Source organism: Micromonospora luteifusca, from assembly GCF_016907275.1.
GTDB classification, from domain to species: Bacteria; Actinomycetota; Actinomycetes; order Mycobacteriales; family Micromonosporaceae; genus Micromonospora; species Micromonospora luteifusca.
Genome location: NZ_JAFBBP010000001.1, coordinates 1,900,907 through 1,915,450, shown reverse-complemented (window position 1 = coordinate 1,915,450; position 14,544 = coordinate 1,900,907). Strand labels below are relative to the sequence as shown.

The 14,544-nt window shown below is 73.2% G+C and carries 12 protein-coding genes; 9 read left to right on the top strand and 3 right to left on the bottom strand.

Annotation, left to right across the window (positions count from 1 at the left end; genetic code table 11):
* Window positions 1–220: 220 nt before the first annotated feature.
* The 5 genes from JOD64_RS08245 (at window position 221) to JOD64_RS08225 (ending at window position 5,622) form a co-directional block, all read left to right on the top strand.
* Window positions 221–835: a uridine kinase family protein gene (locus JOD64_RS08245; RefSeq protein ID WP_204945969.1), complete on the top strand. Its 615-nt coding sequence runs from the start codon at window positions 221–223 to the stop codon at window positions 833–835.
* Between the two features lie 133 nt (window positions 836–968).
* Window positions 969–2,114, top strand: a complete 1,146-nt coding sequence (locus tag JOD64_RS08240; protein WP_204941688.1) for a M48 family metallopeptidase — start codon at window positions 969–971, stop codon at window positions 2,112–2,114.
* Between the two features lie 36 nt (window positions 2,115–2,150).
* Window positions 2,151–3,494 (top strand): dipeptidase, encoded by a 1,344-nt coding sequence (locus tag JOD64_RS08235; protein ID WP_204945968.1) that lies wholly within the window; start codon window positions 2,151–2,153, stop codon window positions 3,492–3,494.
* A 78-nt stretch (window positions 3,495–3,572) separates the two neighbouring features.
* Window positions 3,573–3,779, top strand: coding sequence for a hypothetical protein (locus JOD64_RS08230; protein ID WP_204941687.1), 207 nt, complete (start codon window positions 3,573–3,575; stop codon window positions 3,777–3,779).
* Window positions 3,780–4,029: 250 nt separating this feature from the next.
* A complete protein-coding gene (locus JOD64_RS08225) occupies window positions 4,030–5,622 on the top strand; it encodes an ATP-dependent DNA ligase (protein WP_239559453.1) in 1,593 nt (530 codons plus the stop codon).
* Window positions 5,623–5,642: 20 nt separating this feature from the next.
* Here JOD64_RS08225 and JOD64_RS33455 read toward each other — a convergent pair whose 3' ends face one another.
* Window positions 5,643–6,206, bottom strand: coding sequence for a hypothetical protein (locus JOD64_RS33455; protein WP_307813295.1), 564 nt, complete (start codon window positions 6,204–6,206; stop codon window positions 5,643–5,645).
* 101 nt (window positions 6,207–6,307) lie between these two features.
* Window positions 6,308–7,129 (bottom strand): SURF1 family cytochrome oxidase biogenesis protein, encoded by an 822-nt coding sequence (locus tag JOD64_RS08215; RefSeq protein WP_204941686.1) that lies wholly within the window; start codon window positions 7,127–7,129, stop codon window positions 6,308–6,310.
* 184 nt (window positions 7,130–7,313) lie between these two features.
* Here JOD64_RS08215 and JOD64_RS08210 point away from each other — a divergent pair, with 184 nt between their 5' ends.
* Window positions 7,314–8,717, top strand: a complete 1,404-nt coding sequence (locus tag JOD64_RS08210) for a cobyrinic acid a,c-diamide synthase CobB (RefSeq protein ID WP_204941685.1) — start codon at window positions 7,314–7,316, stop codon at window positions 8,715–8,717.
* Window positions 8,718–8,736: 19 nt separating this feature from the next.
* Here JOD64_RS08210 and JOD64_RS08205 read toward each other — a convergent pair whose 3' ends face one another.
* Window positions 8,737–10,869, bottom strand: coding sequence for a transglycosylase domain-containing protein (locus JOD64_RS08205; RefSeq protein WP_204941684.1), 2,133 nt, complete (start codon window positions 10,867–10,869; stop codon window positions 8,737–8,739).
* Window positions 10,870–10,990: 121 nt separating this feature from the next.
* Here JOD64_RS08205 and cobC point away from each other — a divergent pair, with 121 nt between their 5' ends.
* From cobC to cobA, 3 genes are read left to right on the top strand one after another with little or no spacing between them, the layout of a single operon-like run.
* Complete coding sequence (cobC, locus tag JOD64_RS08200) at window positions 10,991–12,076, top strand: Rv2231c family histidinol phosphate aminotransferase CobC (protein ID WP_204941683.1); 1,086 nt, start codon at window positions 10,991–10,993, stop codon at window positions 12,074–12,076.
* The gene (gene cobT / locus JOD64_RS08195; RefSeq protein ID WP_204945965.1) at window positions 12,076–13,161 is read left to right on the top strand and encodes a nicotinate-nucleotide--dimethylbenzimidazole phosphoribosyltransferase; all 1,086 of its coding nucleotides are present in this window, start codon (window positions 12,076–12,078) and stop codon (window positions 13,159–13,161) included. Before cobC ends, cobT begins: the two co-directional genes overlap by 1 nt.
* Window positions 13,162–13,201: 40 nt before the next feature.
* The gene (cobA, locus tag JOD64_RS08190; RefSeq protein ID WP_204941682.1) at window positions 13,202–14,470 is read left to right on the top strand and encodes a uroporphyrinogen-III C-methyltransferase; all 1,269 of its coding nucleotides are present in this window, start codon (window positions 13,202–13,204) and stop codon (window positions 14,468–14,470) included.
* The last annotated feature ends 74 nt before the right edge of the window (window positions 14,471–14,544 follow it).

Genomic DNA, 14,544 nt, shown 5'->3' with positions numbered 1-14,544 from the left:
GGTGACCTCCGACAGCGGCCGGGCGGCGCCATTCCGTGAGGCCGGGGTGGCTGCGGTGACCCCGGACGGCGGCCGGGCGGCGCGAAGCCGTGAGGCCGGGGACGTCGGAGAGCGGGACGATGAAGGCGGGGACGTCGGCGGACCGACCGGTGGGACCTTCGGTGTCGGGAAGGGGGCCGGTGGGGGCTCGGGCGTCGAGGAGCGGTCCGGCAGGCTTCCCGTGGTGGTCGTCGAGGCGTACGCCGAATTGGCTCGTCGGGTGCTCGCGGGCCCGGCGCGATTGGGGCGAACCCGGCTGGTCGCGGTCGACGGGCCGAGCGGCGCGGGTAAGAGCCGGTTCGCCGCGCGTCTCGCGGATGCCCTGGCGGCGCTGCCCGGTGGCCGGCCGCCGGTGGTGCACACCGACGACCTGCTCGACGGTTGGGACGATCAGGTCACCTTCTGGCCCCGGCTCGACGAGTGGGTGCTGGCCCCGTTGCGGGAAGGGAAGCCCGGCGCCTATCGGCGTTACAGCTGGGTGCGGCAACGCTTTCTGTCCCGGCCGGTGCCGGTGCCGGTGACGCCGGTGCTGGTGCTGGAGGGGGTCAGCGCCGCCCGTGCCGTCGTCCGGCCGGAGCTGACCCTGGCCGTGTTCGTCACCGCGCCCGCGTCGTTGCGGCTGGCCCGTGCGGTGGCCCGGGACGGGCCGGAGATCCTGCCCGAGCTGCGTCGCTGGCACGTCGGGGAGCGGGCGCACTTCGCCGCCGACGACACCGCGTCCGGCGCGGACCTGCTGGTGGACGGTGCACCGGCGCTGCCGCACGACACGGACCGGTACTACGTGCGCATCCGCTGAGTGGGGCATGGACGTCCGTCACCGGCTACGGCACGATGCGAAGAAGAAGCACGTGCGAGAAGGCCGCCATCGGCCACGAAGCGAGAAGGCCGAAGCGAGACGGCTCAGGGCCGCGGCGAACAGGGGACTCATCATGTCGGCAACAGACACGCCCGCGCGGCGCCGGATCACCCTCACCGGCATCAGTTCGCGGGCCTGGGAGCATCCGGCCGACCGGGGTGCCCTGGTCGCGCTGCGGGAGTTGCGCGGGTTCGACGACGTGGTGCGGGCGTTCTTCGGCATGTGGAACGAGCGTGGTTTCCGACTGTCCGTGCTGGCTTCCGGCATCCGGGTCGATCACCGGCAGTATCCGGCGGTGTGGCAGCGCTACACCGAGGCGGCGGCGGTGCTGGACGTGGCCGAGCTGCCGGAGCTGTATGTGACCCAGTCGCCCTGGTTGAGTGCCGAGGCGGTCGGTCTGGACCGGCCGTTCATCGTGCTCAACTCGGCCTGTGTGCAGCAGCTCGACGAGGACGAGCTGCGCTGCCTGCTCGGTCACGAGCTGGGGCACGTGGGCAGTGGGCACGCGGTCTACAAGACCATGCTCATGATCCTCACCCGGTGGGCGGCCAATCTGAGCTGGTTGCCGGTCGGCGCGATCGCCCTACGGGCCATCATCGCGGCGATGCTGGAGTGGTGGCGCAAGGCGGAGCTCTCCGCCGACCGGGCCGGTCTGCTCGCCGGGCAGGACCCGGCCGCCGCGCTGCGGCTGTTGATGAAGCTCGCCGGCGGCGGTGACCTGTCCCAGATCGACACCACCGCCTTCCTGGAGCAGGCCGCCGAGTACGCCGGCGGCGGGGACCTGCGCGACAGCCTGCACAAGATTCGGATGACCGCGTGGAGCACCCACCCGACGCCGGTGGCGCGGGCGGCCCAGCTGCGCCAGTGGATCGACTCCGGGGCGTACGGGCGGGTGCTGGCCGGGGACTATCCGCGCCGCGACGAGGACAGCTCGACCAGTGTCTCGGAGGAGATCAGGGCGGCTGCCGAGTCGTACCGGGAGGAGTTCAGCCGGTCCACCGACCCGCTGGTCGGGTTGCTACGCCGGCTCGGCGACGGCGCGAGCGACGTCGGCGAGTGGGTGGGCGGCACCGCCGGTCGCGCCCGCTCCTGGATGGATGCCGCCACCGAGGCCGCCGGTCGCGCACACCGCGCCGGCCGGGCTGCACCCGGCGCGACCGCGGGTGCCGGCCCCGCGGGAGGCGGTGACGGTACGGGCTCCGCCAACACGCCTCGGTAAGGCCGGCATACGATGCCGGTCATGACCTCACCGATCATGTCCGAGTCCGAGGTGCGGGCCGCCGTCGAGCGGGAGATGCCCGGCGTACGCGCCGACCTGGAGCGCCTCGTCCGCATCCCCGGCATCGCCTTCGAGGGCTTCGACCACTCGCACGTGGAACGCTCCGCCGAGGCGGTCGCCGAATTGCTGCGCGGCTGTGGCCTGGACGTCGAGATCGTGCGTTCCGGCGGCCAGCCGGCGGTGATCGGCCGTCGGGCCGCCCCGCCCGGCGCGCCCACCGTGCTGCTCTACGCCCACCACGACGTCCAGCCGGTCGGCGACCGGTCGCTCTGGGAGTCCGACCCGTTCGAGCCGGTGGAGCGCGACGGCCGGCTCTACGCCCGGGGTGCGGCCGACGACAAGGCCGGCATCATGGCGCACGTCGCGGCGCTGCGCGCGTACGGTGACGCGCTGCCGGTCGGCGTGGTCCTCTTCATCGAGGGCGAGGAGGAGTACGGCTCCGATTCGCTGGAGCAACTGCTGGTCGACCACCGCGACAAGATCACCTCCGACGTCATCGTGATCGCCGACTCCGGCAACTGGGACATCGGCGTACCGGCGCTGACCACCTCGCTGCGGGGCATCGTCAACTGCTTCGTCGAGGTCCGCACCCTGGACCACGCCGTGCACAGCGGCATGTTCGGCGGTGCCGTGCCGGATGCGCTCACCGCACTGGTCCGGCTGCTGGCGACGCTGCACGACGATGCCGGTGACGTGGCCGTGGACGGGCTGGTCGGCCGGGAGGGCGCCACCGTCGACTACCCGGAGGACCGGATCCGGGCCGAGGCCGGGCTGGCCGAGGGCGTGCAGTTCATCGGCACCGGCCGGATCACCGATCGGCTCTGGACCAAGCCCGCGCTGGCGGTTCTCGGCATCGACGCGCCGGCCACCGGTGAGGCGCCGAACGCCCTGGTCCCGGCCGCGAAGGCAAAGCTCAGCATCCGTCTCGCCCCCGGCGACGACCCCAAGCGGGCGTACGCGGCCGTGCGCGCGCACCTGGAGGAGCACGCGCCGTGGGGCGCCCAGGTGACTGTCAGTTTCGAGCACGACGGCAACCCGTGCGTGATCGACGCGTCCGGGCCGATGTTCGACGCGGCCCGTTCGGCCTTCCGGACTGCCTGGGACGGCACCGCCCCGGTCGACATCGGTGTCGGCGGCTCGATCCCGTTCATCGCCACCTTCCAGGAGATGTTCCCGAAGGCGGCGATCCTGGTGACCGGCGTGGAGGACCCGCACGCCCGGGCGCACGGCCCGAACGAGAGTCTGCACCTGGGAGAGTTCGCCCGCGTCTGCCTCGCCGAGGCGTTGCTGCTGCGTAATGTGGCGGCAGCAGGCAGTTAGCTGTCGGAACGGCGATTTCGGGCCTGATCCTGGCAGTTTACGGCGTGTCGGGCGGCTGGCTGTTATAGCCTTTCGAACATGAGTACGAACGAGGTGATGGCCCGGTTGGGGGCCGCTGTCAGCGCACTGGGAGATGTCGATGTCTCCGCGTGGTCCGAGGACACGCTCAACGAACAGCTTGCTGAGCTCTCCGCAGCCCTGGTCGCCCTCGACTCGGTGCTCTCCCGGGTGGCCGGCGAGGTCCGTGCCCGGGGGCTGCGCATCGAGGAGCCCGTCTCCGCTTAGGGCCTGTTTCATGAGGACTGGCCGGCCTGCGGCGGGCCCGGGCGACGACCGGCGGCGTTGCGGTTTCGTCCGGATACGACACCGGTATCCAGACGAAACCGCGCCTTGCCGGATCGCCGCCCGGACTCCGCCTCGGCTCGACCGCCCTCATGAAACAGGCCCTGACCCGTCGTCCGCGTGAGCGGGCGGCACCCTGCCGACACCGCCCGGGCACGGCAATGCCCGGGCGGTGTCGGAGGTGACTGGCAGGATGAACGACGTGCGTTTCCTCGACCTGGCCGCCACCTCCGCCGCCGTCGGCGCCACCAGCGGCCGGCGGGCCAAGGTGGAGTTGCTCGCTGATGCGCTGCGCCGACTCGACCCGGGCGAGGTCGAGCCCGGCGCCGGCTATCTCGCCGGTGAGCTGCGCCAACGGCAGACCGGGGTCGGCTACGCCAGCCTTCGTGACCTGCCGCCACCGGCCGCCGAGCCGACGTTGACCGTGGCCGCCGTCGACGCCGCCATCGAGCAGATCGCCGCCGTGCGTGGCACGGGCTCGCAGGGTCGGCGTCGGGCGTTGCTCGGCGCTCTCTACGCGGCGGCGACGGCCGATGAGCAGCGCCTGCTCACCGGCCTGTTCAGTGGCGAGCTGCGCCAGGGTGCCCAGGCCGGGCTGCTCGCCGACGCGGTGGCCCGGGCGGCCGAGGTGCCGGTGGCGGCGGTCCGACGGGCCCTGCTGCTCGCCGGTGACCTGCGGGCCGTGGCGGTGGCCGCGCTGGCCGGTGGGGCCGCCGAGTTGGCCGGGTTCGGCCTGCAGGTCGGCCGGCCGCTGGCGCCGATGCTCGCGCAGAGCGCCCCCTCAGTCGACGAGGCCCTCGCCGCGACCGGCACACCGGCGGTGGTCGACGTGAAGCTCGATGGCATCCGCATCCAGGTGCACCGCTCTGGCGCCGACATCGCCGTCTTCACCCGCAGCCTCGACGAGATCACCGCCCGGGTGCCCGAGGTGGTCGCCGCGGTCCGTGCCCTGCCAGGCCGGGAGTTGGTGCTCGACGGCGAGGCCATCGGCCTCGACGCGACGGGTCGCCCGCTGCCGTTCCAGCAGACCTCGAGCCGGGCCGCCCGACGCACCACCCCCAGCACCACCGGGCGCACACCCGTCGCCCCGGCGGTGCTCGCCGCGGCGGCCAGCACCGGCGCGACCGTGCTCACCCCGTACTTCTTCGACCTGCTGCACCTCGACGGTGAAGACCTGATCGACCTGCCCGGCCGGGAGCGGTGGGCGGCCCTGAGCGGTGCGGTCGACTCGTCGCTGCTGGTCGGGCGCATGGAGGTCGACGGCCCGGAACAGGCCGCTGCGGCGTTTGCCGCCGCGCTCGACGCGGGGCAGGAGGGCGTGGTGGTCAAGGCACCGGACGCGCCCTACGACGCCGGCCGGCGCGGTGCCGCCTGGGTCAAGGTCAAACCCCGGCACACCCTCGACCTGGTCGTGCTCGCCGTCGAGTGGGGCAGTGGCCGACGGCAGGGCTGGCTGTCCAACCTGCACCTGGGTGCGCGCGACCCGCACAGCGGTGACTTCGTCATGCTCGGCAAGACGTTCAAGGGCCTCACCGACGAGTTGCTGCGCTGGCAGACCGAGCGATTCCTCGACCTCGCCGTGGAGCGCGGCGACTGGGTGGTCCGGGTCCGCCCCGAACAGGTGGTGGAGATCGCCTTCGACGGCGTGCAGACGAGCTCGCGCTATCCCGGCGGGATGGCGCTGCGCTTCGCCCGGGTGGTGCGGTATCGCGACGACAAGTCCGCCGCCGAGGCGGACACGATCGACGCCGTCCGTGCCATCCACGCCGGCCGCGTCACCGGCTGACCGGCCCGCGCCAGCCCCGGTCACCTGCTGGACAGCGACCGGGCGTAGTTGACCTGGTTGTTGATGTACTGCACCTGGCCCTGGTCGCTGACCGGGATCCGGGCCACGTACTGCTGATTGCCGTTGGTGACCGTCACCTGCACGGTGCCGTGGTGCCGGGTCTCCTTGACCAGCAGGAAGAGCAGGCTGAAGAAGGCCAGGCAGAAGAAGCCGACGATCGCGCAGACCAGCGCCCAGGTCGCCACCTTCTCCTCGCGTTGCCAGTAGTCGGCCACGTGCCAGGTGGCACCGGCCAACGGCAGCGATCCCGCGGGCGTGCGGATGACCGGCGGACTTACCGCGATCTCGGCGATCTGCACCGCGACCACGTCCGGCCCGGCGAAACCGGGCGGTGCCGGCGGTGCCGAGAACGATGCCGGTGGCGGTGCGGGCTGCGGCGGTGTGGCCTGCGGCGGCACGGTCGGGAACGGCGTCGTCGGCGGCAGCGGCGCGGTGGACGACTGGGCGGTCCACGGATCGATCGGCGGTTGCGGCTGGGTCACCGGCTCCGATTCGGGCAGCGGGGCGGTTGGATCCGGGCTCACCGAGACCTCCAACGCGAGATCGTCACGCGGCGGAGACTACCGGCTGCCCTGTCGTCCCGCGTGCCCCCGACTGTCCGTCTGAGACCGGGGCCGCGCTTCGGTCAGGCGGACGGGCTCGGCGTCGGCTCGGCCGCCCGGTCCATCGGACCGGGGTCGACGCCGATGCCGGCGGCGCGGCGGGCCTCTCGGCGGGCCACCCACCCGTAGCCGAACAGGGACATCACCGCGAAGAGCCACCACTGCACGACGTAGCCGAAGTTCTGCCAGTTGTTGGTGTGCCCGACCGGCACCGCCTTGAACACCGGGTCGGCCGACGGGGTCTGCTCGTCCAACAGCAGGTAGGCGCCGTAGACCGGGTAGGGCAGTTCGCTGGCCAGCCGCGACACCCCGATCCGCCGGATCTCCAGCCGACCGTCGCGCCGTGCCACCGCGCCGGCGCCGCTCTCGGTCTCGTGCACCCGTCCGACCACCGTCACGTCGCCGGTCGGCGCGGCCGGCACCGCCGGCTGGGCGGTCGCCCCACCCGGCGCCGGTGGGATCCAGCCGCGGTCCACCAGCAGGGCCGTGCCGTCGGCGAGCACCAGCGGGGTGAGCACCTCGAAGCCGACCCGGCTGTCCACCGTCCGGCCACGGACCAGCACGGTGTTCGTCGGGTCGTACCGGCCGGTGACGGTGATCCGGGTCCAGACCTTGTCCTCGGCGGGGGCCGGGCCCGTCGTCCCCGTGCCACCGGTGGGAGCGCGCAGCGCATCGGCCAGCGGCGCCGGGGCCATCCGCAGGCCCGCGTCGATTCGTTCGTTGACCTCGGTACGCCCCCGGTAGCGGTCCAGCTGCCAGTTGCCGAGGAACACCATGACGGCGGCGGCGACCAGGGTCAGCGCGAGGGCGCCCAGCCATCGTGGGCTCAGCAGGAACCGGTACACGGCACCGAGGCTACCCGTATGACCGGCGCCACTGAGCTGGACCGGGTCGGCACCGTGCTGTCGGCCCCGCTGTCGGCCCCGGTTGGCGGTGCTCGCGTCTCCAGGCGGACAGGTATCGTCACGCCGACGGATCGGCCCCGGTCGTCCCCGTCGCGTACCCGCCGCCGCTCGCGAGGAGTCGATGATGACCGTCGTGCCGCGCCTGGTGCTCAGCGCGCCGTCCTCCGGGCACGGTAAGAACGCGCTGGCGATCGGGCTGCTCGCCGCCCTGGCCGAGCGAGGGGTCGACGTCGCCGGGTTCAAGCTGGGGCCGGATCACGTCGACGCCGCCTACCTCGGCCTCGCCTCCGGTCGACCGGGCCGGGTGATCGATCCCCGGCTGGTCGGCGTCGACCGGCTCGCCCCGCTGGTGGCGCACGGCGCTGCCGGTGCCGGGCTCGCCGTGGTGCAGGGCAGCATGGGCCTGTACGACTCGGTCGGCGGCCGCCCCGAGCAGGAGTCCACGGCGGCTGCCGCGGCCGCGCTGCGCAGCCCGGTGGTGCTCGTTGTCGACGTGGCCGCGATGGGTCAGTCGGTGGCGGCCCTGGTGCACGGGTTCCGCTCGTACGACGAGCAGTTGTGGCTCGGCGGGGTGATCCTCAACCGGGTGGCGTCGTCTCGGCACGAGGCCATGCTGCGCGAGGCGTTGGACGACGTGGGTGTGCCGGTCTACGGTGCGCTGCGTCGCCACGACCTGCCGGCGGTGCTGCCGTCGCGGCGGCACGGTGTGGCGCCGGTGGTCGACGGGTCCGCCGACGCCGTCCGAGCGGTCCGCCGGTTGGGTGAGGCCGTCGCCGCCACGGTCGACCTGGAACGGCTGCTCGGGCTGGCCCGCTCGGCTCCACCGCTGCCAGCCTCGGCCTGGTCTCCCGAGGAGGCCCTTGGCGCGTTCACCGCCCCGGCGGACCGCCCGCTGGTGGCACTGGCCGGTGGGCCGGGTGGCAGCTTCAGCCACCCGGAGACCGCGGAGCTGCTGCGGGCGGCCGGCGCCGAGGTCGTCACCGTCGATCCGCTGCGTGACGAGGCACTGCCGGTCGGCACCCGCGCGCTGGTCGTCGGGGGCGCGCTGCCGGAGGCGTACGCCGAGCAGTTGTCGGCCAATCGGCGGCTGTGCATCGCGGTGGCCGAGTTGGCGCGGACCGGGCGTCCGGTGATCGCCGAGGGCGCCGGGCTGCTCTGGCTGGCCCGGGAGCTGGACGGGCTGCCGATGTGCGGTGTCCTCGACGCGGTAGGTGTCAGCCGGGACGGCCTGGTGGCCGGCTACCGGGAGGCGACCGCCCAGACCGACAGCGTGGTCGCCGCCCATGGCACGGTGCTGGTCGGCCACAAGGCGCACCGTGCGGTGCTCACCCCCCGCGCTGGTCAGCGCCCGGCGTGGAGCTGGGATGGTGGCGCGCCGGAGGGTTTCGTCTGGCGCAACGTGCACGCCTCGCAGCTCACCCTGCACTGGGCCGGTCATCCGGCCACGGCCGCCCGGTTGGTCGCCGCGGCGGCGGCCGACCCGGCGGCCGAGGTGGTGCCGGCGGAGTCCGGCGAGGTGCCGGTGTGATCGGGCCGGTGGCGAGGCGTCAGCCGACGATCGCGTCCGACGGCGGGGTGAACTGGCGGGTCGGTGTGCCCTTCAGGCCGTCGCGGAGGGTCTCCGCGACCGCTTGGATCGGGATCTGGGACTGTCCGTCACCGACTGCGTTGAACGGGTTGTCCGGGTCGGAGATGAAGCTCGCCGCGGCCAACTCCGGGGTGTAGCCGACGAACCAGGCGGACCGGGTGCTGTCGGTGGTACCGGTCTTGCCGGCCACCGGGCGTCCGACCGTGCCGCGCACGCTGTCGGCGGTGGACCAGCCGCCGCAGCTTCCGCGCGCCGGGGTGTCCCCGGTCGGGCAGCGGGCGGCGTCGGTGGCTGCCCGGGCGGCGTCCGCGCTGACCACCTGCCGGCAGCGCGGCTTGGCCACCTCACGTTGGATGCCACCGGGGGTGGTGTACGTGGCCGGCGTGCCGTCCCGGTTCATGATCGCCTGCACCGGGATCGCCTCGCAGTAGCGGCCGTCGGCCGCGATGGCGGCGTAGGCGTTCGCCATCTCCAGCGGGGTGGCGTCGGAGACGCCGAGCGTGAACGCTCCCCACTTCTTCACCTTGGCCGGGGACGCCTGTTCCCGGTCGACGTCGGTGCGCCAGCGCAGCCCGAGCTGCTCGGCCAGCCGGACCGCCCGGTCCGCGCCGACCTTCTCCTCCAGCCACACGAAGTACGTGTTGACCGATTTGCCGAAGCCGGACCACATGGTCTGTTGGCCGGTCATCGCGCCGCTGGCGTTGGAGGGCGCCCAACCGTCGTAGACGGAGGACTTGTAGCGGTACGGGGCGTTGAACGAGGTGGAGAGCGTCATCCCCGCGTCCAGCGCGGCGAGCATCGGGAACATCTTGAACGTCGACCCGGCCTGGTAGCCAGCCAGGTCACCGCCACCGAGCAGTGGTGCCACCGTGTTCGGGTAGTTGGCCTTCACCTTCGGCCCGGCCTCGGGATTGGAGCTCTGCGGGTTCTCGGCCAGGTCCAGGGAGTACGTCCGGTTCACCGCCATCGCCTTCACCCGGCCGGTACCCGGCTCGGAGACCACGATCCCGTTGGCGAACGGGCTCCCGGTGGACTCCTTGCTGCCGACGTTCTTCTCCGCCGCCTCCTGGATCTTCGGGTCGAGGCTGAGCACGATCCGGTAGCCGCCCCGGCGCAGCTTGTCCATCCGTTCCAGCCGGTCCGCCCCGAACGCGGGCTGCGCACTCCACCAGTTCTTCAGGTAGTCGCAGGCGAAGCCCCAGCTGTTGTACTTGTCCGCCACCGCGGCGCAGTCGTGCGGCGGGGTCGTCAGCTTCAGCCGGATCGGCTCGGCCTTGGCGGCGGCGGCCGAGTCGGGGGAGAGGTAGCCGAGCTGGCCCATCCGGTCCAGCACGTAGTTGCGCCGCGCGGTGGCGTCCTTCTGGTCGGAGTCGGCCGGGTCGTACTCCGATGGGGACTTGACCAGCCCGGCGAGGGTGGCGGCCTCGACCGGGGTGAGGTCCTTCGGGGTCTTGGAGAAGAAGATCTCGCTGGCCGCGTAGATGCCGTACGCCCGGTGCCCGAAGTACGCCGAGTTGAGGTAGCGCTCCAGGATCTGCTCCTTGCTCATCTCCTTCTCCAGGTCCAGCGCCATCCGCATTTCCTTGACCTTGCGCAGGCTGGTCTGCTGGGTGGCTTCCTGGATCTCCTTGGGGGTGCTCGCGCTGTCCCGCAGGGCCATCCGGACGTACTGCATGGTCAGGGTCGACGCACCCTGGGAGACGCCGCTGGACCGGGCGTTGGCCACGAAGGCACGGGCCACGCCCTTCGGGTCGACGCCGTGGTGCTGGTAGAAGCGGGAGTCCTCGGCGGCGACGATCGCCTGCTGGATGTTCGGCGACATGTCCGACAGCTTGGTGTACTGCCGGTACTCCTCGTAGAACATGGTCAGCACGGTCTTGCCGTCCGGGGCGTAGACGTAGGAGGTCTCGGCGGGCAGGGCGGTGGTCAGCAGTCTGGTCTTCTGCTCCACCGCGTGCGCGGTGGCCTTCGCGCCGAGCCCGGTGAGGGCGACCAGCGGGTACGCGGCGGCGGCGATCACGATTCCGGCGATCAGCCCGGCGCGGAGAAGAGGGACGAGTCGACCAGCGGCAGCAAGGGGTCGGTTGCTCACGGTTAAAAGTTATGACATTTCCGATTCGTACATGAGAAGAACTCTTAAACCGCCGGTTGGTGACATGGCTTACGCCGAGATCGGCTGTCCCACCGGCCGCCTTCCCGGCAGGATCGCGGACATGTCTGATCAGCCGAGCGCGATCGCCCCGCCCACCGGGGCCGAGCCGGACCTCGCGCACCACGGTGACGCGGAGGTCGGCGACGGGCTGATCGACCTCGCCGTCAACGTCCGTCAGGCACGACCGCCCGACTGGCTGACCGGCCCGATCGCCGCGACCCTGACCGACCTGGCCCGCTATCCGGATGCGACGTCGGCCCGGGCGGCGGTCGCCGCCCGACACCGCCGTCACCCGAACGAGGTGCTGCTCACCGCCGGTGCCGCCGAGGGTTTCGTGCTGATCGCCCAGGCGCTTCGCGGCGTGCGCCGGCCGGTGGTGGTGCACCCCCAGTTCACCGAACCGGAGGCGGCGCTGCGGGCCGCCGGGCACCCGGTCGAACGGGTGCTGCTGGACCCCGCCGACGACTTTCGGCTCGACCCGTCCCGGGTGCCCGCCGACGCCGACCTGGTGATGATCGGCAACCCCACCAACCCGACCTCGGTGCTGCACCCGGCGCAGACGGTGGCCGCGCTGGCCCGACCCGGCCGGGTGCTGGTGGTCGACGAGGCGTTCGCCGACACCACCCTCGCCCCCGGGCACTCCGGCGAACCGGAGTCGCTGGCCGAGCGGCGCGACCTACCCGGTCTGCTCGTGCTGCGCAGCCTCACCAAGACGTGGGGCCTGGCCGGCCTGCGGATCGGCTACCTGCTCGGCGCTGCGGAACTGCTGACCCGGCTGGCCGCCGTCCAGCCGCTCTGGGCCGTCTCCACACCCGCGCTCGCCGCCGCGTCGGCCTGCGCCACCGACGTCGCGGTCCAGGCCGAACGCGCGATCGCCGCCGACCTCGCCGCCGACCGCGACCACCTGGTCGCCCGCCTCGCCGACCTGCCCGGTGTACGCGTCGTCGGCCGTCCCGCCAGCGCGTTCGTCCTGCTGCACCTGCCGGGCGCGAACCTGATCCGGGCCGCCCTGCGCGAGCGGGGCTGGGCGGTGCGCCGAGGCGACACGTTCCCCGGCCTCGGCCCGGACTGGCTGCGGGTGGCGGTGCGCGATCGAAACACCACCGACGCTTTCATTGAGGTGTTGCGCGAGACCATGGAGGCATGATGCTGGAGACCACGATCGCGGCGATCCGTCCGGCGGACGAGACGGCCATGGCGGCGGCCCGTGAGCTGCACGGCCGACTGACCAAGCCGGCGGGCTCGTTGGGCGCGCTGGAGGAGCTTTCGGTACGCCTCGCCGGTCTGGCCGGGGCCTGCCCGCCACCGCTGCCCGAGCCGGCCGCAGTGGCGATCTTCGCGGGTGACCACGGGGTGCACGCCCAGGGGGTCAGCCCGTGGCCGCAGGAGGTCACCGGGCAGATGATCGGCAACTTCCTGGCCGGCGGGGCGGTGGTCAACGCGTTCGCCCGGCAGGCCGGCGCCTCGGTCACCGTGGTCGACGTCGGGGTGGCCACCCCGCTGCCCGTCCAGCCCGCCGCCGAGGCGGCCGTCCTCGACCCGTCCGTTCCCCGACTGGTCGTCGCGTGCGTGCGCCGGGGCACCCGCGACCTGGCGGTGACCGAGGCACTCACCCGGGACGAGGCGCTGGCGGCTGTGCGGACGGGCATCCAGATCGCCGACGAGCTGATCGACGCCGGAGCCGGCATCCTGCTCACCGGGGACATGGGCATCGGCAACACCACCCCGGCAGCCGCGCTGATCGCCGCGTTCACCGGTGCCGACGCACTCGACACCACCGGTCGGGGCACCGGGGTCGACGACCCGACGTACGCGCACAAGGTCGGCGTGGTGCGGGCCGCGCTGGCCCGGCACGCACCCGACCCGGCCGACCCGCTCGGCGTCCTGGCCGCCGTCGGTGGCCTGGAGCACGCCGCGCTCGCCGGGCTGATCCTGGGTGCCGCGGCCCGTCGCACCCCGGTGCTGCTGGACGGCGTGATCGCGGTTTCGGCCGCGCTCGCCGCCGCCGCGTTCGCCCCGGACGCGGTGAGCGCCATGGTCGCCGGACACCGTTCGGCCGAGCCGGGCGCGACGCTGGCACTGCGCCACCTCGGGCTCGACCCGCTGATCGACCTGGGGCTGCGCCTCGGTGAGGGCACCGGCGCGCTGCTGGCGTTGCCCGTCGTCACCGGCGCGGTCCGGGTGCTGCACGAGGTGGCCACGTTCGACTCCGCCGGGGTGGCCGAGAAGTGACCACGGGCAGTGAGCGAGTCGTCCGGTTCGGTGGTACGGCGTGACCACCAGTCCGTACCCCCTCGGTCTGCGGCTCGACGGGCGGCGGGTGGTCGTGGTGGGCGGTGGTGCCGTCGCCACCCGGCGCGTGCCCGCGCTGCTGGACGCGGGCGCGGACGTCCTGCTGGTGGCACCGGAGCTGACCCCGGCGCTGCGTGCCCGGGTCGACGCGGGTCGGCTGCACTGGGTGCCGCGCCGGTTCGCCCCCGAGGACCTGGACGGCGCGTGGCTGGTGCAGGTGGCGATCGACGACCCGGTAGCGGCGGCTTCGGTGAGCGCCATCGCCGCCGAGCGGCGGATCTTCTGCGTCCGGGCCGACGACCGGACGGCCGCCACCGCCTGGACCCCGGCGGTGACCCGGCACGGCCCGGTCACCGTGGCGGTGTTCGGCGGTGGCGATCCCCGCCGTGCGATGACCGTCCGTGACGCGATCCGCAACCTCCTCGCTGTCCACCTGGCGTCGGACGGGGTCGCTCCGACGCCGAGCCGGCCCGACGCTGCGACCAGTGCGACCGGTGCGGCCGGGACGACCGGTGGGCCGCAGATCGGGCGGGTGGCGTTGGTCGGGGCGGGGCCGGGTGACCCGGAGCTGATCACCGTGCGGGGTTGGCGGCTGCTCACCGAGGCCGACGTGGTGGTCGCCGACCGCCTGGTGCCGGGGCTGCTCCTGGACGAGTTGCGCCCCGACGTCGAGCTGGTGGACGCCTCGAAGATCCCCTACGGCCCGTCCCGGGCGCAGGAGGAGATCAACCAGATCCTGGTCGACCGGGCCCTGTCCGGTGCCTTCGTGGTGCGACTCAAGGGCGGCGACCCGTACGTCTTCGGCCGGGGCGGCGAGGAGTTGCTGGCGTGCGCGAAGGCCGGCGTGCCGGTGACCGTCGTGCCGGGGGTGACCAGCTCGATCGCCGCGCCGGCCGCTGCCGGGATTCCGGTCACCCACCGGGGGGTGGCGCACGAGTTCACAGTGGTCTCCGGGCACGTGGCACCCGACTCGCCGGCCTCGCTGGTGCGCTGGGAGGCCCTCGCCGGTCTGCGCGGCACCCTGGTGATCCTGATGGGGTTGAAGAACCTCGCGGCCATCACCGACACCCTGATCGCCCACGGTCGGTCACCGGAGACGCTGGCCGCCGTCGTCCAGGAGGGCACGACCGGCACCCAGCGGGCCCTGCGGTCCACCCTTGGCACGGTGGCCGCCGACGCGCTCACCGCGGACATCCGCCCACCCGCGGTCGTCGTGGTGGGCGACGTGGTGGGTGCGCTCGACGGGTGAGGGAGCGGGCCCCCGGAGGCGAGATCCACTCCAGATCGCCGACCTGGGGGCATCCCGTCGACGTGATACCCCAA

What these genes read in the sequence shown, in the direction of transcription:
- JOD64_RS08240 (WP_204941688.1), top strand. Translation starts at nt 969, where the DNA reads ATGTCGGCAACAGACACGCCCGCGCGGCGCCGGATCACCCTCACCGGC.
- JOD64_RS08235 (WP_204945968.1), top strand. Translation starts at nt 2,151, where the DNA reads ATGTCCGAGTCCGAGGTGCGGGCCGCCGTCGAGCGGGAGATGCCCGGC.
- JOD64_RS08230 (WP_204941687.1), top strand. Translation starts at nt 3,573, where the DNA reads ATGAGTACGAACGAGGTGATGGCCCGGTTGGGGGCCGCTGTCAGCGCA.
- JOD64_RS08225 (WP_239559453.1), top strand. Translation starts at nt 4,030, where the DNA reads ATGAACGACGTGCGTTTCCTCGACCTGGCCGCCACCTCCGCCGCCGTC.
- JOD64_RS08210 (WP_204941685.1), top strand. Translation starts at nt 7,314, where the DNA reads ATGACCGTCGTGCCGCGCCTGGTGCTCAGCGCGCCGTCCTCCGGGCAC.
- cobC (WP_204941683.1), top strand. Translation starts at nt 10,991, where the DNA reads ATGTCTGATCAGCCGAGCGCGATCGCCCCGCCCACCGGGGCCGAGCCG.
- cobT (WP_204945965.1), top strand. Translation starts at nt 12,076, where the DNA reads ATGCTGGAGACCACGATCGCGGCGATCCGTCCGGCGGACGAGACGGCC.